This window comes from Bradyrhizobium manausense, assembly GCF_018129685.1.
Lineage (GTDB): Bacteria > Pseudomonadota > Alphaproteobacteria > Rhizobiales > Xanthobacteraceae > Bradyrhizobium > Bradyrhizobium manausense_D.
Window position 1 is genome coordinate 173,102 of record NZ_JAFCLG010000007.1, and the last position, 22,022, is coordinate 195,123.

Below are 22,022 nucleotides of genomic sequence, written 5' to 3' on the forward strand. Positions count from 1 at the left end.
CGCTCAACCAACCGCATGCTTGCGGAGTTTGCGGACGTCGACAATCTGCCCCCGCAACTCATTGTCAAAAACAAAGGGGCTGTGTGAGACCGCAAGCAGCATTTTGCATCGCGCAGTATCCAAGATGTCCGGAAGAAAGGCCTTCTGCCATGGCACCGACAAGGACAATTCTGGCTCATCAATAAAAACCAGATAGCTCGGGTCGGTGGTCAACAACAAGTAAGCAAAGATAGACAGTATTTGCTTCTCGCCCGACGACAGGTCGTTTAGCTGAATTGGATTTTCGTGTAAGTCAAATATGTTCAGATTGTAGTTGTTGTAGTTGATAATTTTGTTCGTAAAATATTTTTGGACGACCGTTGCGAATTGTACAAGCGGGGCCTCTTCATCCTTTAGATCAAGGTAGACTTGCAACATCTTCTCGACGAAAAATCCGAGGTACTGCATGTCCTTTGTTGGTTTGCCCACCGAACGTTTCTTTAGCTTGTCGATATCAGCGCGCAACCTTTGTTTGTCGTCCAAAGAAAGAAGCTGATTGTCTAACCGGTCGACGAACTCTCCAATAATGGTGGGTGGGATGTCCCGGATCGAGCCGATCGAGTAATCTTTGATGCGACCCTGTACCATGTCGCGAATATATTCTTGAGCAGCAGAATTTGATTTGTTCTTTGCTACCGTGTTGAGCTTGGCTGTAAATTCGGAAATCATTTTTCCGATGTCTTCCATGCCAAAGCTGACGATTTCTGCAAAGCTCTGCCCCTGTCGGGCGAACATCGAGCCTTCCACAGCGCGCGAACGCATGCGCTCTTCAATGTCTGGCAGAATCGATTTGAGGTCTTTTTCGATTCTTCGATATGTGGGCAGGTAGAGCACCTTAGGCAATTTTATCTCAACTAGCTTCCGCTCGACATCAAGGAATGCCTCGTCAAAAAGGTCCTTCGTTTGTCGAACGATGTATTGGCGGAAAGGCACAAACTCTTCGATCGGAATATCGAGGAGACCGGATACCAGCGCGATCTCGTTCGGCGTAAAATTAGCTCCGGAAAGGAACTGTCCTAAATAGGGCGTCTGAACCAGTCGCCCTAACAGCGACTGCACGCGCGGCGCTACCTTCGATAGCGACAGGGAATCTACGCTGAACAGATCTGCCCTCGAGATGGAAATTTCGCCGTTCTCAAGCAGCAGTGACAACTTCGAGAATTTGTATTGAAGAAGTCGTGACCATTGTCTCGTTATGAAAAGGTAGAAAACGCTAAGTAAAGTGCTTTTGCCAGTGCCGTTAGGCCCAACGATAATTGTTGCGTCCGAATCGAGAGAGAGTTCATATGTGTCGTCACCGACTATTTTCTCTGCTCTAAATGCACGAAATTGATCAATCATCAAAAGTACTCTGCGGCTCGGGAATTGGACTGCATTATCGTTCCTGCTACGTGGCCTCCCAGCTACCAAATTATTTCGCCCGCAAAGGGGCCTAATCGCCTGGGAGTAGTCTGACCCGCAAGCCGTCGGCGGATGGATTTCAGCTTACCTGAGAGAACGCGACTTGGAATACCCTTTGGCCCGTGAATCAACCAAAAGTCTAATCGCCATTAAGCGATCCGTCGAAGATTTACGTCAACCGATCTGTGGTCCAACGCGAGGCGTTCAATTGCGGGCAGTGCACTAAACTCGAGCGCGCGCAGACGCAGTCAAGCCGCTTCAAGCAGTACTATCACCGTTATTCAGCAATGCCCACCGAGCAGCGGGGGATCGCATCACCCGCTCATGACCGACATCTCTCCCGTATCCAATCTGATCCGCACAGACGTGGCGGCGGGTCGCATTTCGCCAGCGACGGAGAATGGTTCGGCGAGCTGTGAGACGACGGTCCCGTCCCGCACCTCGAAGCTCCTGCTGTTCAAGGGCACACCGCGAAGCACGATAGTCTGGCCGTGTCCCGAGCCGATCCGCACGAGCCGCCCATCACCGGCGACGTCCAGCGTGACGCCGCCCGGGGCCATCGTTTCCAGCACCGGGATGTAGGCTCCGCTCGCCGGGAGAAGGAAGCTCCAGGGTTCGATGTCGTTGCCGCGCCGGATCGTTGTGTGGGCTGGCAGCTTTAGCCCGAGCAGCTCGTGCGGCGCACCGAGCGTGAAGCGGTAGAGCGTACCGGCCTTGTCGAACAGAACGCCGCCGCAGCGGTCGTTCGCGTAGGGTCCGCCTTTGCATGGCAATCCGCTGATGATTTGATAGCCGTGGAGATCGCCGCCCCAATGCGTGACGTCATTGCCCTGTCTCTTCCACGGCTTGAGCGTTCCCGTGAGCCGCATGCCGAGGATCTCGGTCACGTGCGGCAGCTCGATCATCTCGACGATGGAATGCGCCTTGTCGGCGAACTGGATTTTGCTGCCGGCCGGTAACGGCAAATCAGCGATGGTCTCGGCGATCTCGAGCGTGCGCCAGTATCTGGTTGCGTCGTAGCTCTGGTAAAGATAGAGGGCGCCGGCCGCGGGAAATGGCAATGTCAGCAAGGCGGCACAGGCGATCAATACAAACCGAAGTCCGCCCATCCAAGGCGAGCCGTACCAGGCGGCAAATGCCAGCGCGAGCGCCAGCGGTATGGTCACGAACCAATTGCTGACGACGGCATATCCGAACAGAAGCGGCCATGGCAGGCGCAAGATCGGTCTCCTTCGGTCAACGCGTCGTACAGTAGGGTGGGTTAGCCGAAGGCGTAACCCACCTCTTTAGTATCTGCAGCAGCAGAAGTGGTGGGTTACGCTCCGCTAACCCACCCTACGCGCTGGCATTACGGTGACAGTGCACAAAATTCCCGACACAGCAGCGCGCGCTATCCTCAGGGCGAATTTCGCGCCCTGTCATCGCAGCTCCTAGCTCACCCTTCTCTTCCTCTGTCGCACCATCCTCCTCCCCAAACCGAGCTGCCCCTTGAGCTGCTTCGTCGGCAGATCCTCCCCACTCACCCACTTCCCGAAATCAACATCCAGCATGTCCTCCTCGAGCGCGGCGGCATCGCCGCCGATGCCGATCAGGAGCCGTCGCTTGCCCGGCTCGGCGACGATTGTGTGCAGCGTCTGGGCGTTGCCGTAATTGTGGAAGGCCGGCGAGGTCGAGAGGTTCAGCGCGCTGAAGGTTTGTTCGGCGCTGAGCGCGCGCGCGGCCCAGCTTTCGAGCGGCGGCAGCCGGTCGATCGAGTGCGCGGCGCGGCGGTTAAGTCGCCTCAGTTGCGTCGACTGGAAATGGTTGGTGCAGGCGAGCCAGTCGCCGCGGCGCACCGCGACCGCGCCGGCCCCGGCCTCGACCACCGCCGCCGCGCCGCCGGCATCGAGCAGCGAATAATTGTAACTCATGGCGTGGGGCGTGCGGCGCAGAAAGGCGATGGCCTCCGACGTCGTCGCGCAGCTGTCGAGCACCCGCCTGATCAGCAACGTGCTGGTGAGGCCGGGCGATCGCGGTCGCGCCCGCACCAGATGCAGCCCGATGGACAGGCCGTGCTCGTTCATGCCGTCCAGGCGTCCCGTCAGCTGGTGGGTGCCGCCGATGCTGGCGTAGCTGCCGTGCACCTGGATCAGCGCAAAGCGCGCCTCGTAGCCGCGCGGCCAGAAATCATAGTTGCGGCCGTAGACGCCGCCGCTCATGACGGCCGAGCAGCCGCCCGTCGGCATCCGCAAGCCGTCATTGCCGAAATGAGCGACCGCGCGCTCCAGCGGGATACCGAGTCCTTCGGCGATCCCGACGATCTCCTCCCACAATGCCGGAGCATAGGTCCTGAACGCACGCTCCTCGGTGCGAACATCGAACCACCATGGCAACCGCACAGTCTTCCGGCGGAGAAACGCCTTGCCCTTCAGCGTCGCCGCAAAGGCATCCGCCTGGGCGAGGCCAACCTCGTAAGGCGCGCCGCGGCACTGCACGAGATTGACGCGGAGCATTTTTGGAGCGGACGCCATCGTAATGCCCTGGGGAATCGCGCCCGCACTGTCCCATGGGGAAAAGCCGGGACGCAATCGCGTATGTTTCACGGGGATTTTCCACGGGCTTGCTCAGCCTCTCCCGCTTGCGGGAGAGGCCGACGCGCCCAGGCGATGCGAAGCATCGTCTTGCGCGGCGGGTGAGGGCTCTCGCCGCGCGGGGACATGGTCGGAAAATTTTCAACAACCCCAACGCGGAGACACCCTCTCCCCAACCCTCCCCCGCAAGCGGGGGAGGGAGCCTAGTGCCGATGCCGCCGCATCGCTACAATCCAATGTCACCCTACGTCAGGCGACGATGGCCTTGATCAGCGCGGTGTCCGCGAACTCGATCAGCTCGATGATCTTGCCATCCTGAAACCTGAAGAGGTCCAGCAGTTCGGTGGTGAAAACCTTCTTGTTGGGGCGGTAGCGGATGACAAGGCGGGAGCGGATGGCCGCATGATCGCCCTCGACCAGTTCGGTCAGGATCTCGCGCTGCTCGAAGGCGAAATGGGCCGTGAACTGACCGAAGGCTTCCAGCAGGAGCGCGTGCCCCTGAAAGCTGCCTGTCAGGTGCAGCGCTTTCCTGTCGCCGATCAGGTTGAACGTGCCTTCGGGATGAAACGCCGCCACCAGGCCTTCCAGGTCACCGGCCGCGCGCGCGGCGTAAGCGCGCGTGATGACGCCGAGCATGTCCTCGCGATCCATATCAGCCTCCCCCTGATGTGTGTCGTCGCAGAATAGCTACCTTTGCGTGCGAAGGCAAAGTCACGGCGCGGCTGACCGGCCGCGGCCATCACCATCGGTATTTCGGTGACGTCGCACCAAACCCCATGACGTCAGCCGATGTCAGGTTCTCCAGCGCAGCGGTCCTACCTGACCACCATCACCACCACCGGCAGCGTCACCGCCGCCAGCAGCGTGCACAGCGCCACCGCGCCCGAGACCGGGTTCACCATGCGCTGATACTGGACCGCGAAGATGTAGGCGTTCGCGCCGGTCGGCATCGCCGCGAACAGCACGACGACGCCGGTCACAACAGGCGGCAGGTTCAGCAGCTTTGCCATTGCGAACGCCACCGCCGGCATCGCCAGCAGCTTCAATGCGCTCATCGCGGCGACGCTTCCCATCTCGCCCTTTACCTCGAAGCGAAACAGGCTGATGCCGAGCGCGATCAGCGCGGCCGGCGAGCCCGCCTGCGCGAGCAGCTCGATCGTCTTGTCGACGACGGGGGTGAGGCCGAGCCCCGTGAAGCGCCAGATCACGCCGAAGCCGATTCCCAGCATCAGCGGGTTGCGCGCGAGATCGGTCAGGATGGGCCTGAGCACCGAGATCACCGAGCCCGTCCGCTTGCGGCTGACGAGCTCCATCTGCAGGATGCCGCAGAGCCAGAGCAGCGGCGTGTTCACCGACAGGATCAGCGACATCGGGCCTGCCGCCTCGTTGCCGAGCGCTGAGATCACCAGCGGAATGCCGAGCATGACGATGTTGCCGTAGACCGAGCCGATCGCGAACACGACGCCGTCCTCGCGATCCTCCCGCCGTTCTCGGATCAATGCCGAGATCGCCAGCGCCGCGATCCAGGTGATGGCGAGCGCGCCGTAATAGGCGCCCCACATCCTGTAAGGGCTGACGTCGGGGAATTCCGAGACGACGATGGTGCGAAACAGCAGCGCGGGGATCGCGATGCTGAAGGCGAATTCGGAGATGCCCTTGTGCGCGCCCTCGGAGACGAAGCGAAACAGCACCGCCGCATAGCCGGCCGCGATCAGCGCAAACACCGGTGCGACGATCAACACGGTGGCCATGCGGTCCTCCCCCTCACGGGGATTTCGGCCGACCACCCCACGCGCCTCTCGATCCTGCCATCATGCCGGTGTTTTGCCCGACGAGTCAAAGGAAAATTCGTAAAATCCGTAACTCTCGAAGATTCGTGAGATGGTTCAGCGGCCTGCTACTGTGCATGGGGTTGTTTTGGCGGCTTGGGGCGAGGGGGCTATCCCTCCCGCCGCTGTCATCCGCCGACCAGGCGGGGAGTCCAGTCCGCCGCGGCCTTCCGGGGGACGTCGGACAGTCACTGGGTCACCCGCTGAAAGCGGGTGACGACAGCGGGGCGCCCGCAACCGCCCTGGCTGTTGCCAAGACCGCACACGTCAGACCTTTCGTCCCCCGCCGCGTTGCCAACCAGCGCCGGTTCACCCACACTGCGCCACGATGAGACCTTCTGGGGGGATCGATGCCGGTATCTCGCGTCAAGACGTCCATGGCTGTTAAGTTGATAGCTGCCAGGTTCATGGCTGCTAGGTTCATGGCTGCTGCGACCTTTGGGCTGGCGCTCGCCGCCCTGGTGCAGCCGGGCGCTGGTCTTGCCTACACGCCCGAGGAGCAGCAGGCCTGCACGCCCGATGCGATGCGGCTGTGCGGCGAGTTCGTTCCGAACGTCGACGCCATCACCGCCTGCATGATCCAGAAGAAGGCGCAACTGTCGCCGCCATGCGCGGTGTTCTTCCGCCGCGGACCGGAGCGGAGCGCCGGCGCACCGACCAGCATCGCGCCGAAAGCCAAGTCGTCGTCCAAGACCTCGTCCAAAACCGCGAAGAAGACGAAGCCGGCCAAGAAAAAGACCGACGACGGCTAGCTGACCCGCCTCCCGCGTTCCCGCCCTGAAACCTCGCCTCCGGCCCTTGCGTCCATTTGACTCAAGGGGCCATCAGCCACGCGACAGCCACCGGACTCGTTTTGTTCGCGCCTCGCGCGCGCCTGCCTGCAGCAATTGCCGACGTGCCTGATGAAAAAAGCGCCGCAACGATTTGCGCGGCGAGGTTGTGCCGCGAATTTATCCGCGTGAGTGCTTGAAAAGACGAACGATTGGCCGCGTGAACGGCAATTCATGACGGTTCATGTCTGTCGTCGCAAGGCAGTGTGACTCAAAAGCCAACACGTCTTGTTATTTCGTGGCTCCGACACAACTACCGATAAATTTTTCTTTCACGAATCAGCGCGGTGATTCATTTTCGCCGCCTGGGGTCAATCTGGAGGCCAGAGGTATGAACGTTATTGTTTTTGCATCGCGTAAAGGCGGCTCGGGCAAGAGTACCCTGGCCGCGCATCTCGCCGCGCAGATCAAGGCGACCAAGCCTATTCTGCTCGTCGATGCGGATCCGCAAGGCTCGCTCACGCTGTGGCACAAGCTGCGTGGCACCAACGAACCGCCGATCAAGGCGGCGGTGAATTCGGTCAGCGGCATCGTCTCCGCTGCCAAGCGCGACGGTTACGAGTGGGTGCTGATCGACACGCCGCCGAATCTGTCGGCCGTGGTCGACGACGCCATCAAGAACGCGACGATGGTGGTCATCCCGGCACGCCCTGGCGTGTTCGACGTCAACGCGGTGCAGGAAACCATCCAGATGTGCCGCGCGGCGCGCAAGCCCTACGCGGTCGTGCTCAACGGCGCGCCGGCCCGCCGCGACGAATCCGAAAGCCCGATCGTCACCATCGCCCGCGAGGCGCTGGCCAAGTTCCGCGCTCCGGTGTGGGGCGGTCAGATCACCAATCGTTCGGATTTGTTGATGGCGCTCAGTCACGGCGAAGGCGCGCGCGAGTATCAGGCCGAGAGCCGTGCGGCTCAGGAAATTGCAAGGCTGTGGGCAGCGATCGAGCGTTCAGTGAAAGCCATTCGCGGCACGGCGTCGGCTACAGGCGCAATGCACAAGCAGGCGGCATAATTCGTCAATCATTCCCCGGACGACAAACGCGCGGTGTCCCGCGCGTTTTGCGTTTTTGCCGCCAGCCGTCATTCCGGGGGCGCGCAGCGCAACCCGGAATCTCGAGATTCCGGATTCGCCCTTCGGTCGATCCGGAATGACGGGTGACGGAAGTTACGCCACCATCAGCATGTAGAACACGATGACCGGCGACAGCGTCAGGATCACCGACCAGATGCCGATGGCCCAGAGAATGTCTTCGGTTGAAAAGCCCTGCTGTCCGGCGTCGTCGATGCTTTGCGTGGCGCCGTAATACGGCACCATATCGTTCTGATTGTTCAAGATCGCCCCCGCGATTTCTTCGCTTATGGGGACGAATGATACGCCGGATGTTTTAAGATTCCGGCCCGCGGGCCCGCTCGCATTTGAACGCAATCGCGAGCCCGCGATTAACCATGCATGCAGGCTTCGTCAGCCCGCGAGCCAGACCCGAAACAGCAGCACCGGCATCAGGCCGAGCATCACGGCCCAGAAGCCGAACGACGACACCAGCAGAATTCCCTGCAAGAAATCGGCAGGCGCGAACATTTCCGCCGCAGTCGGGCGAAGGCGTTGCCCCATTGTCATTCCCCCTGTTTGAAAACTTTGCGGGGGAACGATAGGCACCCTTGCGTAAACGAGGCGTGGACGCGCCATGCGGCAGCTGCGAAGGGCGTTGGCGCGCGGTTAACCAACAGGCGCGCTCTCTGGCTGCCTCTCACCGCAATCGGGGAGAGGCGAGGGAGGACCTACGCTGCGACTTTCGCCCGCCGCTCGATCTCGCGGTCCAGCGTGGCGGCGAGCTCGCTGCTCACTTCCACCATCGGCAGGCGCACTTCCGGGCTGTCGATCAGGCCGGCTCGCCACAGCCAGTACTTCGCCGGCGCGGGGCTTGGCTCTGCGAACAACAGCCGCGTCAGCGCCGCGACCTCCTGCCAGCGCGCCTCGGCCGCATCAGGGTTGCCTTGCTTCTGCTCGCGGTAGACGGCGGCGAAGGTTGCCGTCTCCAGATGCGCCGAGAGCAGGATGCCGCCATCGGCGCCGTCGCCGAGCGCCTCGAAGTAATTCGCATCCTCGCCGGTGAGGACTTGAAAGCCCTTCGGCCGGTCACGCAAGAGCGCGATCGACTGCTCGCGGCTTGCGCCGCAATCCTTCAGTCCGATGATGTTGGGATGCTCGGCGAGCCGCAGTATGGTCTGGTTGGTGATGCCGACGGCGCAGCGATAGGGAATGTTGTAGAGCGCGAGCGGCCAGGCAGCGTGATCGGCCAGCGCCTGGAAATGCGCCGATATCCCCCGCTGCGAGGGCCGGACGTAATAGGGGCTCGCGATCAGATAGAAATCGATCGGCCAGTCCGCGGTCTCGTCCAGCCGCTCCTTCATCCGCGATGTGTCCGCGCCCGACAGTCCGAGCCCGATCGGAACGGAGCGGCGTCCGGCCGCCATTTCATCGCGCACGATGGCGACGAGCCGTTCGAGCTCGGCGTCCCGCAGCGTCATGCCTTCGCCGGAGGTTGCCCCCAGAATGAAGCCCTCGATGCTTTGCGCGGCGTAGTGCCGCGTCAGCCGGCGCAGCGATATCTCGTCCAGACGGCCGTCGCGAAACGGCGTCACCAGCGGCAGCCACAGCCCGTGCATGCGGGTTCGCAAATCAGTCATGTTCCTGCTCCTTCTCAAGATGAACCTGAGACGGAGGGCACATGAAAAAACCCCGTCCAGGTGGCGGGGCTTTCGGGATTAGGCAGCGATGACGAAGTCAGTCTAGCGCGCGCAGAAATCCGAGGTCCCCTGATGGGGGCTTTTTTTCGAGACGATTGCGCACGACTTCGTGATCATTCGCAAATGATGCGGGGTATGCCCAGGACTGTCAATACACGCGGAAGGCGAAAGCCATTTTGAGCAGAAAATTAGGCAGAAAAAAAGCCGGACCCGAAGGCCCGGCTTAGGTATTGGCCACGTGAGGCCGACACAATCACCTTCCAAGAGGGATTACTGAACTCCCGCGCCACTGGAGGAGGGGGACAAATGCGCAACGCGAAGGCTCAGCGTGAAAACATTATGGGCTTGACCCGCGGCATGCAGCAACCGTCGAGGTCGCATGTCAGTCATGCGGAAATCAGGACGGCCAACGCTGCGCCTTGCTGACCACGAAGTCACGGAACACCTGCACGCGCGCGACCGTCTTCAGCTCTTCCGGATAGACGAAATACGTATCGAGCTGGATCGAATCAGATTCGCCGAACAGCTGGACGAGGCGGCTCTGTTCCTCGATCAAATAATCCGGCAGCGCTGCGATGCCGAGCCCCTGCTGACAGGCACGCACGAGACCAAGGATGTTGTTGACCTTGAAATAGGCCTCGCGCGGACCCGAGCCGTTGCGGCCGGCTTCGATCAGCCAGTTGCGGTTCTGCAAATGAGGCGCGAAGTTGCCGTCGGAGAGCGTGATGATGCGGTGCGAGTCGAGTTCCTCCAGCGTGCGCGGCGTGCCGAAGCGCTTGATGTAGTCGGGCGAGCAATAGGCATGGAAGCCCATCGCGAAAAGCTTGCGCTGAATGAGATCCGGCTGTGTCGGCTTGCGGGTGCGGATCGCAACGTCCGCCTCGCGCATCGACAGGTCCAGCTCCTCGTCGGTGACGATCAACGAGATCCGGATTTCGGGATAGAGCGCGGTGAATTCACCCAGCCGCGGGATCAACCAGTTGATGCCGACGCCGGGGGTGGTCGTGATCTTGAGGTCGCCGCTCGGCCGCTCGCGGCTGTCGGTCAGTTTTGCGCGCGCCGCCTGCAGTTGCATGAACACGTCATGCGCAGTGCGGAACAACAGGTCGCCCTGTTCGGTGAGGATCAGGCCGCGGGCGTGGCGATGGAACAGCGAGACCGAGAGCTCCTGCTCCAGCGCCGAGACCTGGCGTGACACCGCCGATTGCGACAGGCCGAGTTGCTCTCCCGCATGCGTGAAGCTTCCCGCTTCCGCCGCCGCGTGAAACACCTTCAGCTTGTCCCAATCCATATCCGTAAATCCGTCGCGTGTTCGAGGCATGATCGCTATTCCGCTGCCGCGCGCTCGCTGGCGCGCAGGGCCAAGAAACGTTCGGCCTCGAGCGCTGCCATGCAGCCGAGGCCTGCGGCCGTCACGGCCTGGCGGTAGGTTTCGTCGGCGACGTCACCGGCGGCGAACAGGCCGGGCACGGAGGTCGCGGTCGAGTTCGGGGCGACCTCGACATAGCCCGACGGTTTCAGTTTGACCGTGTCTTTCACCAGCTCGGTCGCCGGCGCGTGGCCGATGGCGATGAAGACGCCGTCGGTCTTCACATCCGTCAGCGCGCCGGTCTTGATGTTCTTGAGGCGCACATGGGTCACCTTGTTCGGGCTCTCGGTGCCGCAGATCTCGTCGATCGCGGAGTCCCAGACCACCTTGATCTTGGGGTGCTTGAACAGGCGCTCCTGCAGGATGCGCTCGGCGCGGAAATGATCGCGGCGGTGCACGATGGTGACCTGCGAGGCATGGTTGGTCAGGTACAGCGCTTCCTCGACCGCGGTATTGCCGCCGCCGACCACCACGACCTCCTTGTTCCGGTAGAAGAAACCGTCGCAGGTGGCGCATGCCGAGACGCCGCCGCCCTGGAATTTCGCCTCGGACGGCAGCCCGAGCCAGCGCGCCTGGGCGCCGGTGGCGAGGATCACGGTTTCGGCGAGATAGACATCGCCCGAATCGCAGGTGAGGCGGAACGGCCGCTGCGAGGTGTCGAGCTTGATGACGAGGTCGGAGACGATCCTGGTGCCGACATGGACTGCCTGCTTCTCCATCTGCTCCATCAGCCAGGGGCCCTGGATCACGTCGGCGAAGCCCGGATAGTTCTCGACGTCGGTCGTGATGGTGAGCTGACCGCCCGCCTGGATGCCCTGGATCAGGATCGGCTCGAGCATCGCGCGCGCGGCGTAGATCGCCGCGGTGTAGCCAGCGGGCCCGGAGCCAATAATCACGACCTTTGCATGAACAGGAGCGGACATTTCGATGGACGCCTTTCACGGGGAATCTGCAGCGCGGGCGCGGAACGTGCCGGGAGGCCTCGCGGAGGCGCTGAAATATCAGAGCTAATCTAAGCCTTCTGGTGAGCTATGCAAGAATTGCATTCCCTGTCGGCGGATTTTTCCAACAAGGAACAAAAGTCCATTACGCAGTCCGCGCAATAAAATTGCTCATTTAAAGCAGACTGGCTATGAGGATTGCGACAGATCCACCCAATACCGCCATTAAGGCGAGGAGTTCCAATCACGTGTCGCGGAACCTAGACGAGATCGACCTCAAAATTCTCGCCGAGATCCAGGCCGACGGTCGAATCACCAATGTCGAGCTCGCCAAACGGGTCGGTATTTCGCCCCCGCCTTGCCTGCGCCGGGTCCGGACGCTGGAGGAGGAGGGCTATATCCAGGGCTACCGCGGGCTGCTGGATGCGCGAAAGCTCGGTTTCGACGTCACGGTGTTCGCCGCCGTGCATCTTTCCAGCCAGGCTGAAGCGGATTTGCGTGCCTTCGAAGAGTTCGTCCGTGCCGAGCCGCTGGTCCGGGAGTGCTGGATGCTGTCCGGTGAAGTGGACTTCATTCTCAAATGCGTCGCCCCCGACATGGCGACCTTTCAGGACTTTGTGACGCACCTGACCGCAGCACCGCATGTGCGCAACGTGCGCACGTCATTGGTGCTGCACAATTCGAAGTACGAGGCGGCCGTGCCGCTGGATGTGAAGGGACGGCGGTAGCAACGACGGGTCACCGCCGCATCGCATCCACGCTAATCGGGCCACCGCCGGCGGCTGCGAGGAAGAGGCACCCAAAGCACAGCACGATCGCCAGCGCGCCGTCGTTCACGACGGGAAAGAAGCTGTGCGGCAGATGCTCGATGAAATAGGCGAAAGCCATCTCACCCGAAAGGATGAAGGCCGCCGGTCGCGTGAAGAGGCCAATCGTCAAGAGACCCCCAGCCGCGAATTCGAACATCCCGGCAACGCCCCAGAGCGACAACGGCGTGACGTCGGCAAACATCTCCACCGGTGGAAACTTGAACAATTTGGCGACGCCGTAGTGAAACAGCAGCAGCCCTGTGACGAAGCGGAAGAGGCTGAGCAGATAAGGCTGGTTTCGCGCGATGATGCGATCGATGTCCATCGTATCCTCCCTGGCTCAATAGCGCCGAGCATGACGGAGGACGCTGCTGTTCACAATCGCGCCATGGAAACATCGCGAAACAAAAAAGCCGCGCTCCGCGCGGCTTTTCCAGCAGTCCTTGCGGAGTGGATTACCGCCACTCTACCTTGGTGATCTCATAGGCCTTGGCGCCGCCGGGTGCGTTGACCTCGACGGTGGAGCCCTTTTTCTTGCCGATCAGCGCGCGCGCCAGCGGCGAGGTGATGGAGATCCGGCCCTTCTTGGCGTCGGCCTCGACCTCGCCGACGATCTGCCACACGGCCTTCTTCTCGGTGTCCTCGTCGACCAGCGTCACGGTCGCGCCGAACTTGATGGTGTCGCCGGAGAGCTTGGAGATGTCGATGATATCTGCGCGCGCGAGCTTGTCCTCGAGCTCGGCGATGCGGCCCTCATTGTGGGACTGCTCTTCCTTCGCCGCATGATATTCAGCATTTTCGGAGAGGTCGCCGTGCGAGCGCGCCTCCGCGATATGCTCGATGATGCGCGGACGGTCCTCGGACTGGCGCTTCTTCAATTCTTCCCCGAGTGCGGCAAAGCCGCTCGCAGTCATCGGAACCTTTTCCATCGCTTCTCTCGTTCTCCAGTCGCGCGCCCCGTCACAGGGGCGCGCCAACCTTGATTCGTCAGTGTGTCCGGGCCCCGAACTCGAGGCCCCGGAACGTTATGTGGGTCTGGCGCCGGAACAGAACAACCACATGGCCGGACAGTTCCTCCGGCCATTGTGGCTTCATTGCCAATCACTTAGCGGCAGCTGATCTGCCGCTCGCGATCAGGTTTCCGAAAAGTAGCTCTGCAGGGTCCGAACCTCAAGGTCCCCGCCCAGATAGGCGCGGATGCCCTGCGCGGCCGCCACGGCCCCGGAAAGAGTGGTGTAATACGGCACTTTATGCAAGAGGGCCGCGCGCCGCAGCGATCGGCTGTCGGCAAGCGCCTGCGGGCCTTCGGTGGTGTTGAAAACCAGCTGGACGTCGCCATTGGTGATGGCGTCGACGATGTGCGGCCGTCCCTCCAGCACCTTGTTCACCTTCTCGGTCGGGATGCCCTCATCGGTCAGGAAGCGCGCCGTGCCCGAGGTCGCCAGTACCTTGAAGCCGAGCGAATGCAATTCGCGAACGGCTTCGGCAATGCGCGTCTTGTCGCTCTCGCGCACCGAGACGAACACCGTGCCCTTGCGCGGCACCCGCGTGCCGCCGCCGAGCTGGCTCTTGGCAAAAGCAACCGCAAAGGAGCGGTCGATGCCCATGACCTCGCCGGTCGAGCGCATCTCCGGACCGAGCACCGTGTCGACGCCGGGAAAGCGGGCGAACGGAAATACCGATTCCTTCACGCCGACATGCTTGAAGTCCGCCTTCTTCAATTTGAAGTCGGCGAGCTTCTCGCCGGCCATGATGCGGGCGGCGATCTTTGCGACCGGCGTACCGATCACCTTGGCGACGAACGGCACGGTGCGCGAGGCGCGCGGATTGACCTCGAGCACGTAGATCTCGCCGTCCTTGATCGCATATTGCACGTTCATCAGGCCGACAACGTCGAGGCCGAGCGCGAGCTCGCGCGTCTGCCGCTCCAGCTCCGCGATCATCTCGGGCCCGAGCGAGTGCGGCGGCAGCGAGCAGGCGGAGTCACCGGAGTGGATGCCGGCTTCCTCGATATGCTCCATGATACCGACGATGAAGGTGTCCTTGCCGTCGCTAAGGCAGTCGACGTCGATTTCGGTCGCGTCGGACAGATAACGGTCGAACAGCAACGGATTCTTGCCGAGCACGGTGTTGATCTGCCCGGTCTTGTCGTTCGGGTAGCGCGCCTTGACGTCGGCGGGCACCAGCTCCGGCAGCGTGCCGAGCAGGTAGTCGCTGAGCTGGTTCTCCTCGCGGATGATCTGCATCGCACGGCCGCCGAGCACGTAGGACGGGCGTACCACCAGCGGCAGGCCGAGATCGGTCGCGACGAGGCGGGCCTGCTCGACCGAATAGGCGATGCCGTTCTTCGGCTGCTTGAGACGCAGCTTGTCGAGCACGCGCTTGAAGCGGTCGCGGTCTTCGGCGAGGTCGATGGCGTCGGGCGAGGTGCCGAGGATCGGCACTTCGGCGGCTTCCAGCGCCCGCGCGAGCTTCAGCGGGGTCTGGCCGCCGAACTGCACGATCACGCCGTGAAGCGTGCCGTTGCTCCGTTCCTTCGCGATGATTTCTAGCACGTCCTCGGCCGTGAGCGGCTCGAAGTACAGCCGGTCGGCGGTGTCGTAGTCGGTCGACACCGTTTCCGGGTTGCAGTTGACCATGATGGATTCGTAGCCGGCGTCATGCAGCGCGAAGCAGGCGTGACAGCAGCAATAGTCGAACTCGATGCCCTGGCCGATACGATTCGGGCCGCCGCCGAGGATGATGACCTTCTTCTTGTCCGATGGCGCGCTCTCGTCGGCGGCGCTGCCTGCAAACGGCGACTCGTAGGTCGAGTACATGTAGGCGGTGGGTGACGCGAATTCGGCCGCGCACGTATCGATGCGCTTGTAGACCGGACGGACGCCGAGCGCGTGGCGCTTGGCGGTGATCTCGGCCTCGGTCGTCTGGGCGAGCACCGCAAGGCGCGCGTCCGAGAAGCCCATGGCCTTGAGCGTGCGCATGCCGAAGGCGTTGCCGGGCAGGCCGTGCTTCCTGACCTTTTCCTCCATGTCGACGATGCGGCGCATCTCGCCGAGGAACCACGGATCGATCTTGCACGAGTTGAAGATGTCCTCGTTCGACCAGCCGAGCCGCATGGCTTGCGCGACCTGGAGAATGCGGTTCGGCGTCGGCGTGCCGAGCGCGGCGCGGATCGCGTTCTTGTCGTCGTCGCGACCGAGGCCCTCGATCTCGATCTCGTCGAGGCCGGTGAGGCCGGTCTCGAGCCCGCGCAGCGCCTTTTGCAGGCTTTCCTGGAAGGTGCGGCCGATCGCCATGACCTCGCCGACGGACTTCATCGAGGTCGTCAGCGTGGAGGAGGCGCCCGGAAATTTCTCGAAGGCGAAGCGCGGAATCTTGGTCACCACGTAGTCGATCGTCGGCTCGAACGAGGCCGGTGTCGCGCCGCCGGTGATGTCGTTGGCGATTTCGTCGAGCGTGTAGCCGACCGCGAGCTTGGCTGCGACCTTGGCGATCGGAAAGCCGGTGGCTTTCGAGGCCAGCGCTGACGACCGCGACACGCGCGGATTCATCTCGATGACGACCATGCGGCCGTCCTCGGGATTGACGCCGAACTGCACGTTGGAGCCGCCGGTCTCGACGCCGATCTCGCGCAGCACCGCCAGCGAGGCGTCGCGCATGATCTGGTATTCCTTGTCCGTCAGCGTCAGCGCCGGCGCCACCGTGATCGAGTCGCCGGTGTGCACGCCCATCGGATCGAAATTCTCGATCGAGCAGACGATGATGCAATTGTCGTTCTTGTCGCGCACCACCTCCATCTCGAACTCTTTCCAGCCGAGAACGGATTCCTCGATCAGGACTTCGTTGGTGGGGGATGCGTCAAGACCGCGCTCGATGATGTCGAGGAACTCTTCCTTGTTGTAGGCGATGCCGCCGCCGGTGCCGCCCATGGTGAAGGAGGGGCGGATGATCGCCGGAAGTCCGATCTCGGACAGCGCCATCATGGCCTGGCCGAAAGCATATTCCTGGTAGCGCTTGCGGCGGTCATTCTCGCCGAGGGTCCACTGCCGATCGAGCTCTTCGAGCGCGGCGCCCGACAGCTTCTCGCGCTCGGCATGATATTTGTCGCGGAACGACTTCTTCAGCTCGGAGGCGTTGGCGAGACGCGACTTCGGCGTCTCGAGACCGATCTTGGTCATGGCCTCGCGGAACAGCTGGCGGTCTTCCGCCTTGTCGATCGCATCGGCCGTCGCGCCGATCATCTCGACGTCGAACTTGTCCAGCGTGCCCTGCCGACGCAGCGACAGCGCGCAGTTCAGCGCGGTCTGTCCGCCCATGGTTGGCAGCAGCGCGAAGCCGCCGGGAATGACGTGACGTTCCTTCTCGATGATCTTGGCGACGATCTCCGGCGTGATCGGCTCGATATAGGTCGCATCGGCCAGTTCCGGATCGGTCATGATCGTGGCCGGATTGGAATTGACGAGGACGATGCGGTAGCCCTCCTCCTTCAGCGTCTTCACCGCCTGCGTGCCCGAATAGTCGAACTCGCAGGCCTGGCCGATCACGATGGGACCGGCGCCGATGATCAGGATGGTCGAGATGTCGGTTCGTTTAGGCATCACCGCTCGCGGGCTGGAATCTGGGCACAAAAAAAGGGCGCGCTTGCCGCGCGTCCCCTTGTGCGAGAGCGCGGGGTCTTCCCTCGCGCGCGGGTGGGTCTTAGACCAGTTTTCGGGGCGGCGAAACCCCGAAAAATGCCCATCAACCGGCAATTTGACCGGTTTCGGCCGCGCCTGCCGGCCATGTCGGGATGCACCGACGCGAAGCCGAGGTTCATCGCCGAGGCACAAGGGGAAACCGTGCAACAGGTCGCGCCGGGGCACCAGCTTCACAATCAGGGACAGCAGAACCAGCCGTCGCCATGCCGGCGAGGCCGATCCCGGGCAGTAGCGCGCAAAAGTCTTGGGATAACAACGTGTTCTGACCCGAGGCCAGGCGCGCGGTTGCGAGATGCCTTCCACTTCGCTCCGGCGACGCAGGATACGCGAAGGCTGGAGGCCCGGCCTGGATTTGAACCAGGATGAAGAGCAATGCACTGCTCTCGCGTAGACGCTTCCGCCACCGGGCCGCGGCGATCATGTCCGATCGAGGTGCGACATGCTATCTCGGGTGGTCGTTATGCTTAACGCACCAAAGGCGGCCGGGCGATGAAGGTCATGCGCCAGCGATTGTGGCCGATATTGGTGTTGGCACGCTGGCTCGCGAACCCTGCTGCCTTCAGCTTGGCCGTGATCTCGTCCTCGCTGTAGCGCTGCAATCCGATGCGCGAGCGCAGATGGCGGTAATCCGACAGCGCGGTGCTGATGAGCCCGATCAGCGCATCCTTCAGGAAGCCGTGACGCAGACCAAAGGAGAGCAGCGCGGCCACGTCTCTGCCCATGCCGACATGAGGCTGGAGGATGTCGCCGAGCACGAGCTTGCCGGATGGTTTCAGGATCCGCCTGACGTTGAGGAGCGCGGCATCGAGCTCCTCCGCCGTCATGTATTGCGCGACCGAGTTCATCACGACGAGGTCGATCGACTCGGCCTGCATCTTGCGGACGTCGTCGAGCGAGCGGACGCGGATCTTGGTGTTGGGCGCAAAGCGCGCAATGAGCCGGCCGCGCACGCCCGGCGCCGGCTCGGCGAGGATCAGCTTGCCGCAGGCAGCGGCAACCTGGCCCGCTGAGAGCGCCTCGCCGCAGGCATAGTCCAGCACGGTCGCCTCGGGCGAGGTAATGTAGCCGATGATGTCTCGCGCGATGATCTGGAAGTGCAAATCGCGATGCAGCTTGCTGACATAGATCGTGTGCGTCGAGTCGTAATAATCGATCCAATCTTCCATTGTATCCCGCCCAGCGGTTCCCTGCCCGGGAACCGCGCTGCCCGCCTTGCGTTAGGGGTGCGACGGCGCGCCGTCAATGTCCGCGTCCTAACAGGAAGGTTTCCCGTGAGCAAAGCCCCCAGCAAGGTATCGCCCGATCTCGACACCCCCACCGATTTGCAGCCGCAGGCGGTCAAAAAGGTCTCGGAGGCGCTCAACGTGCTTCTGGCCGACGCCTTCGCGCTGTACCTCAAGACCAAGAATTTCCACTGGCATATCAGCGGCCGCCATTTTCGCGACTATCACCTGCTGCTCGACGAGCAGTCGGACCAGATCTTCGCCACGACGGACCAGCTCGCCGAACGCGTCCGCAAGATCGGCGGCACCACGCTGAAGTCGATCGGCCAGGTCGCCAAGCTCCAGACCATCAAGGACAACAACGAGGACTACGTCCCGCCGCGCGAGATGCTGCGCGAGCTGATGCAGGACAACAAGCATGTCGCCAGCGCGATGCGCAAAGCGCACGAGGTCTGCGACGACGCCGGCGACGTCGCCAGCGCCAGCCTCCTCGAGAACTTCATCGACGAGACCGAGCGGCGGACCTGGTTCTTGTTCGAGGCGACACGGCAGGAAGGCGCGAACGAGGCGTAGTTTCAGGTCGGGCCGCATCCACGACGTCGTCCCGGCGAAGGCCGGGACGCATAACCACGAAGGTTGGTTTGGCGAAGATTCCCCCTACGCTCATCTCACGTCCAACTTCTCCCTGGGGGTATGGGTCCCGGCCTTCGCCGGGACGACGGCGGAGTTTGTTGAACGAGCGGGCTAACTCCGCCACAACCGCATCAACGCCCCCTCCTTTCCCGTCACCGGATCGGCGGGGGGGCGTGCGACGTTCGGAATCGTCTTCAGCGCCTCGGCATGGTTCTCCGGCGTCGGCCGCGTAACCTCCATCTTCGATCCCGGCGGATAAGCGCCGATCACGCAGAAATCATCGCTCGCCTTGATGCATTGATGCCCGGTGCCAGCCGGCAGGATCGCGACATCGCCCGCCTTGATCTCCAGCTCCCGGCCATGATCGCCGCCGAAGCGGACGCGGGCATGGCCGCGCGCGACACCGAGCACCTCATGCACGGTCGCATGGTAATGCAGATAGTCGTAGACGCCGTTGCGCCACGTGCCGCCCCAATCGTTCGTTTCGAACAGGTTTTCGATGGTCTGTTCCGGCCGCTTGGGATCGAGCATCACCGCGCCCTGGTAGACCAGAAAGGGGAGAATGTTGTTCGGTACGAGGCCATCATCCTCGAACACAATGGCGAGCGGCTCGGCGAAATCGCGGACGACGGACATGGGGGCTCCAGCAGCAAAAGATTCAGGGAATCAAGACGGTGCGGGCGCCCTGGTTCCTGCATCGATAGGCTGGCTTGACCGAGATCAAGGTGCAGCCGGCCGTTCAAGGGCATCCATCCATAGAGATAAGGGATGGAACGCCATGTACGCATCCGATGTTGCGCAGCGCCATTTTTCGGCGGCCATCAATGAGGCCGAAACGTCTGGCCTCGGACCTGAAGCGGTCTGCCGCGCTTTGCTCAATCTCGTGATCTCGAAATATCTTCAGACGAGGTCCGTCGCCGACATCCAGGCGGAGCTGCGCTTCGTCGCCGAGAATTGCGATCCCGACACGGACTTCATGTTCATGCGTCCGTGACGATGATGACCGGCGCAGGAGTCCGCCGGCGTCTTCGGGCTTACGCGCTCTTCTTCTGCCGCATCAGGTCGGCGAAGCGCTGGAACAAATAGTGCGAGTCGCGCGGACCGGGCGAGGCCTCGGGGTGATACTGCACCGAGAACACCGGCCTGCCATCGAGCTGGATGCCGCAATTGGAGCCGTCGAACAGCGAGACGTGCGTCTGTGTTGCGCCCTTGGGCAGCGTGGTCTCGTCCACCGCGAAACCGTGGTTCATCGAGGTGATCTCGACCTTGCCGGTGGTCTCGTCCTTCACGGGATGATTGGCGCCGTGATGGCCCTGATGCATCTTCTTGGTCTTCGCGCCGACGGCAAGGCCAAGCATCTGGTGACCGAGGCAGATGCCGAAGGTCGGCGTGCCCGACTTGATGACGTCCTGGATCACGGGCACGGCGTATTTGCCGGTCGCGGCCGGATCGCCCGGGCCGTTCGACAGGAACACACCATCCGGCTTCATCGCCAGAATGTCTGCGGACGAGGTCGTCGCCGGCACCACCGTCACCTTGCAGCCGACGCCGGCGAGCAGGCGCAGAATGTTGCGCTTGATGCCGTAATCGATGGCGACGACGTTGAACTCGGGCGTGTCCTGCCGGCCAAAGCCCTTGTCCCACAGCCATGGCGTCTCGTCCCAAGTGAAGCGCTGGCCGGAGGTGACCATCGGCACGAGGTCCATGCCCTCGAGGCCGGGCCATTCGCGCGCCTCTTCCTTCAAGCCATGCAGGTCGAACTCGCCGTTCCTGGCATGCGCGATCACGGCGTTGGGCATGCCCTTTGAGCGGATCAGCGCGGTCAGCGCGCGCGTGTCGATGCCGGAGAGGCCGATGATGCCGCGCGCCTTGAGCCAGGCATCGAGATGCTTGGTGGCGCGGTAGTTCGAGGGATCGGTGATCGCGGTCCGCAGGATCACGCCGCGCGCGCCCGGCGTCGCGGCCATGTTCACCGTCTCGATGTCTTCCTCGTTGGTACCGACATTGCCGATATGCGGGAAGGTGAAGGTGATGAGCTGGCCGGCATAGGAGGGATCGGTGAGAATCTCCTCATAGCCGGTCATCGCGGTGTTGAAGCAGACTTCACCGACGGCGTGACCTTCGGCGCCGAGACCAAAGCCTTCGAGCACCGTGCCATCGGCGAGCACGAGGAGCGCGGTCGGTTTATGGTCCGGCCAGGCAGGATCGTTGTCATGTTGTGTCATGAGCCCGCTTCATAAGCCCCCCACACGCGCCCGTCAAAGCAGGAAACGGCGGATTCACATGCGTTTTTGCATATTTGACAGGTCGCTTCAGGCACTTAAGCTGGAACCGGTAATTTTTGCGCAGTTTCGGCCGCCGGATCGGAAACAATGAACCATAGGCCCGGTATGGCCTCTTTCCCGCAAACGGCTTAGATCAGGCGCAACGGATTGAGAGGATCACGATCATGCTGCGCGATGACATCAACAATGCGGTCAAGGAGGCCATGAAGGCCAAGGACGAGCGCAAGCTCTCCACGCTGCGCATGATGAACTCGACCATCAAGAATGCGGACATCGACGCCCGCGGCCAGGGCAAGCCGCCGCTGTCGGATGCCGACCTGCTCGGCGTCTTCCAGAAGATGATCAAGCAGCGCCAGGAGTCGGTCGAGCTCTACGACAAGGGCGGTCGCGCCGAGCTCGCCGCCCAGGAGCGGGAGGAGATCGCGGTGATCTCGGCGTACTTGCCGAAGCAGATGTCCGACGACGAGGTCAACAAGGCGATCGCGGGCGCCATCTCCGAAACAGGGGCCGCCGGCATGAAGGACATGGGCAAGGTGATTGCCGTGTTGCGCGCGAAATACGCCGGACAGATGGATTTCGGCAAGGCCTCGGGTCTCGTGAAGGCCGCGCTGTCGGGTTGAGCCGTCACCCTCCCCTGGAGGGGGAGGGTCG

Annotated in this window: 22 protein-coding genes and 1 tRNA gene; 6 read left to right on the plus strand and 17 right to left on the minus strand. The window is 62.4% G+C overall.

Translation table 11 applies throughout. The features are described from left to right. Positions 1-3 precede the first annotated feature (3 nt). The 5 genes from JQ621_RS19020 to JQ621_RS19040 all read right to left on the minus strand — a co-directional run bounded on the left by JQ621_RS19020 (position 4) and on the right by JQ621_RS19040 (position 5,761). Positions 4-1,380, minus strand: a complete 1,377-nt coding sequence (locus JQ621_RS19020; protein ID WP_212236195.1) for an AAA family ATPase — start codon at positions 1,378-1,380, stop codon at positions 4-6. 374 nt (positions 1,381-1,754) lie between these two features. Beyond that, positions 1,755-2,660, minus strand: coding sequence for a hypothetical protein (locus tag JQ621_RS19025; protein WP_212236196.1), 906 nt, complete (start codon positions 2,658-2,660; stop codon positions 1,755-1,757). 210 nt (positions 2,661-2,870) lie between these two features. Then, on the minus strand, positions 2,871-4,022 hold the full coding sequence (locus JQ621_RS19030; protein WP_212236197.1) for a C45 family autoproteolytic acyltransferase/hydolase: 1,152 nt from the start codon (positions 4,020-4,022) through the stop codon (positions 2,871-2,873). 237 nt (positions 4,023-4,259) lie between these two features. After that, positions 4,260-4,646, minus strand: coding sequence for a nuclear transport factor 2 family protein (locus JQ621_RS19035; protein ID WP_249125384.1), 387 nt, complete (start codon positions 4,644-4,646; stop codon positions 4,260-4,262). 179 nt (positions 4,647-4,825) lie between these two features. After that, entirely contained in the window at positions 4,826-5,761 is a 936-nt protein-coding gene (locus tag JQ621_RS19040) for an AEC family transporter (RefSeq protein WP_212236199.1), read from the minus strand. Positions 5,762-6,261: 500 nt separating this feature from the next. Here JQ621_RS19040 and JQ621_RS19045 point away from each other — a divergent pair, with 500 nt between their 5' ends. Both JQ621_RS19045 and JQ621_RS19050 read left to right on the plus strand, forming a co-directional pair. Beyond that, entirely contained in the window at positions 6,262-6,591 is a 330-nt protein-coding gene (locus tag JQ621_RS19045; RefSeq protein ID WP_249125385.1) for a hypothetical protein, read from the plus strand. A gap of 409 nt (positions 6,592-7,000) precedes the next feature. After that, positions 7,001-7,678, plus strand: a complete 678-nt coding sequence (locus tag JQ621_RS19050; RefSeq protein ID WP_212236328.1) for a ParA family protein — start codon at positions 7,001-7,003, stop codon at positions 7,676-7,678. A 153-nt stretch (positions 7,679-7,831) separates the two neighbouring features. Here JQ621_RS19050 and JQ621_RS19055 read toward each other — a convergent pair whose 3' ends face one another. The 5 genes from JQ621_RS19055 to trxB form a co-directional block, all read right to left on the minus strand. Continuing rightward, positions 7,832-7,999 carry a hypothetical protein gene (locus JQ621_RS19055; protein WP_212236338.1) on the minus strand — a complete coding sequence of 56 codons (168 nt, stop codon included), beginning with the start codon at positions 7,997-7,999 and terminating at the stop codon, positions 7,832-7,834. A gap of 129 nt (positions 8,000-8,128) precedes the next feature. Further along, positions 8,129-8,278 carry a hypothetical protein gene (locus JQ621_RS19060; RefSeq protein ID WP_212236201.1) on the minus strand — a complete coding sequence of 50 codons (150 nt, stop codon included), beginning with the start codon at positions 8,276-8,278 and terminating at the stop codon, positions 8,129-8,131. 167 nt (positions 8,279-8,445) lie between these two features. Continuing rightward, positions 8,446-9,354 carry a 4-hydroxy-tetrahydrodipicolinate synthase family protein gene (locus JQ621_RS19065; protein WP_212236202.1) on the minus strand — a complete coding sequence of 303 codons (909 nt, stop codon included), beginning with the start codon at positions 9,352-9,354 and terminating at the stop codon, positions 8,446-8,448. Positions 9,355-9,811: 457 nt separating this feature from the next. Continuing rightward, on the minus strand, positions 9,812-10,735 hold the full coding sequence (locus tag JQ621_RS19070) for a LysR family transcriptional regulator (protein WP_187436649.1): 924 nt from the start codon (positions 10,733-10,735) through the stop codon (positions 9,812-9,814). Positions 10,736-10,740: 5 nt separating this feature from the next. Then, on the minus strand, positions 10,741-11,706 hold the full coding sequence (gene trxB / locus JQ621_RS19075) for a thioredoxin-disulfide reductase (protein WP_212236203.1): 966 nt from the start codon (positions 11,704-11,706) through the stop codon (positions 10,741-10,743). Between the two features lie 266 nt (positions 11,707-11,972). On the opposite strand from trxB, the gene JQ621_RS19080 reads away from it, so the two are divergent. After that, the gene (locus JQ621_RS19080; protein ID WP_212236204.1) at positions 11,973-12,452 is read left to right on the plus strand and encodes an Lrp/AsnC family transcriptional regulator; all 480 of its coding nucleotides are present in this window, start codon (positions 11,973-11,975) and stop codon (positions 12,450-12,452) included. Between the two features lie 10 nt (positions 12,453-12,462). Here the strand turns inward: JQ621_RS19080 and JQ621_RS19085 are convergent, their stop codons facing one another. The 5 genes from JQ621_RS19085 to JQ621_RS19105 form a co-directional block, all read right to left on the minus strand. Beyond that, complete coding sequence (locus tag JQ621_RS19085; RefSeq protein WP_212236329.1) at positions 12,463-12,852, minus strand: DoxX family protein; 390 nt, start codon at positions 12,850-12,852, stop codon at positions 12,463-12,465. 136 nt (positions 12,853-12,988) lie between these two features. After that, a complete protein-coding gene (gene greA, locus JQ621_RS19090; RefSeq protein ID WP_212236205.1) occupies positions 12,989-13,462 on the minus strand; it encodes a transcription elongation factor GreA in 474 nt (157 codons plus the stop codon). A gap of 204 nt (positions 13,463-13,666) precedes the next feature. Next, positions 13,667-17,131, minus strand: a complete 3,465-nt coding sequence (gene carB / locus JQ621_RS19095; RefSeq protein WP_212236206.1) for a carbamoyl-phosphate synthase large subunit — start codon at positions 17,129-17,131, stop codon at positions 13,667-13,669. A gap of 433 nt (positions 17,132-17,564) precedes the next feature. After that, positions 17,565-17,640, minus strand: a tRNA-Ala gene (locus tag JQ621_RS19100). A gap of 54 nt (positions 17,641-17,694) precedes the next feature. Further along, the gene (locus tag JQ621_RS19105; protein WP_212236207.1) at positions 17,695-18,396 is read right to left on the minus strand and encodes a class I SAM-dependent methyltransferase; all 702 of its coding nucleotides are present in this window, start codon (positions 18,394-18,396) and stop codon (positions 17,695-17,697) included. A 105-nt stretch (positions 18,397-18,501) separates the two neighbouring features. Between JQ621_RS19105 and JQ621_RS19110 the strand changes: the two genes are divergently transcribed. Next, positions 18,502-19,026: a Dps family protein gene (locus tag JQ621_RS19110; protein WP_212236208.1), complete on the plus strand. Its 525-nt coding sequence runs from the start codon at positions 18,502-18,504 to the stop codon at positions 19,024-19,026. A 171-nt stretch (positions 19,027-19,197) separates the two neighbouring features. On the opposite strand, the gene JQ621_RS19115 is transcribed toward JQ621_RS19110, so the two are convergent. Next, positions 19,198-19,722 (minus strand): cupin domain-containing protein, encoded by a 525-nt coding sequence (locus JQ621_RS19115; RefSeq protein ID WP_212236209.1) that lies wholly within the window; start codon positions 19,720-19,722, stop codon positions 19,198-19,200. A gap of 142 nt (positions 19,723-19,864) precedes the next feature. Here JQ621_RS19115 and JQ621_RS19120 point away from each other — a divergent pair, with 142 nt between their 5' ends. Continuing rightward, positions 19,865-20,080, plus strand: coding sequence for a hypothetical protein (locus JQ621_RS19120; protein ID WP_212236210.1), 216 nt, complete (start codon positions 19,865-19,867; stop codon positions 20,078-20,080). 40 nt (positions 20,081-20,120) lie between these two features. Here JQ621_RS19120 and carA read toward each other — a convergent pair whose 3' ends face one another. Beyond that, complete coding sequence (gene carA, locus JQ621_RS19125) at positions 20,121-21,311, minus strand: glutamine-hydrolyzing carbamoyl-phosphate synthase small subunit (RefSeq protein ID WP_212236211.1); 1,191 nt, start codon at positions 21,309-21,311, stop codon at positions 20,121-20,123. 224 nt (positions 21,312-21,535) lie between these two features. On the opposite strand from carA, the gene JQ621_RS19130 reads away from it, so the two are divergent. Continuing rightward, positions 21,536-21,991 carry a GatB/YqeY domain-containing protein gene (locus JQ621_RS19130; protein WP_212236212.1) on the plus strand — a complete coding sequence of 152 codons (456 nt, stop codon included), beginning with the start codon at positions 21,536-21,538 and terminating at the stop codon, positions 21,989-21,991. Positions 21,992-22,022 lie beyond the last annotated feature (31 nt).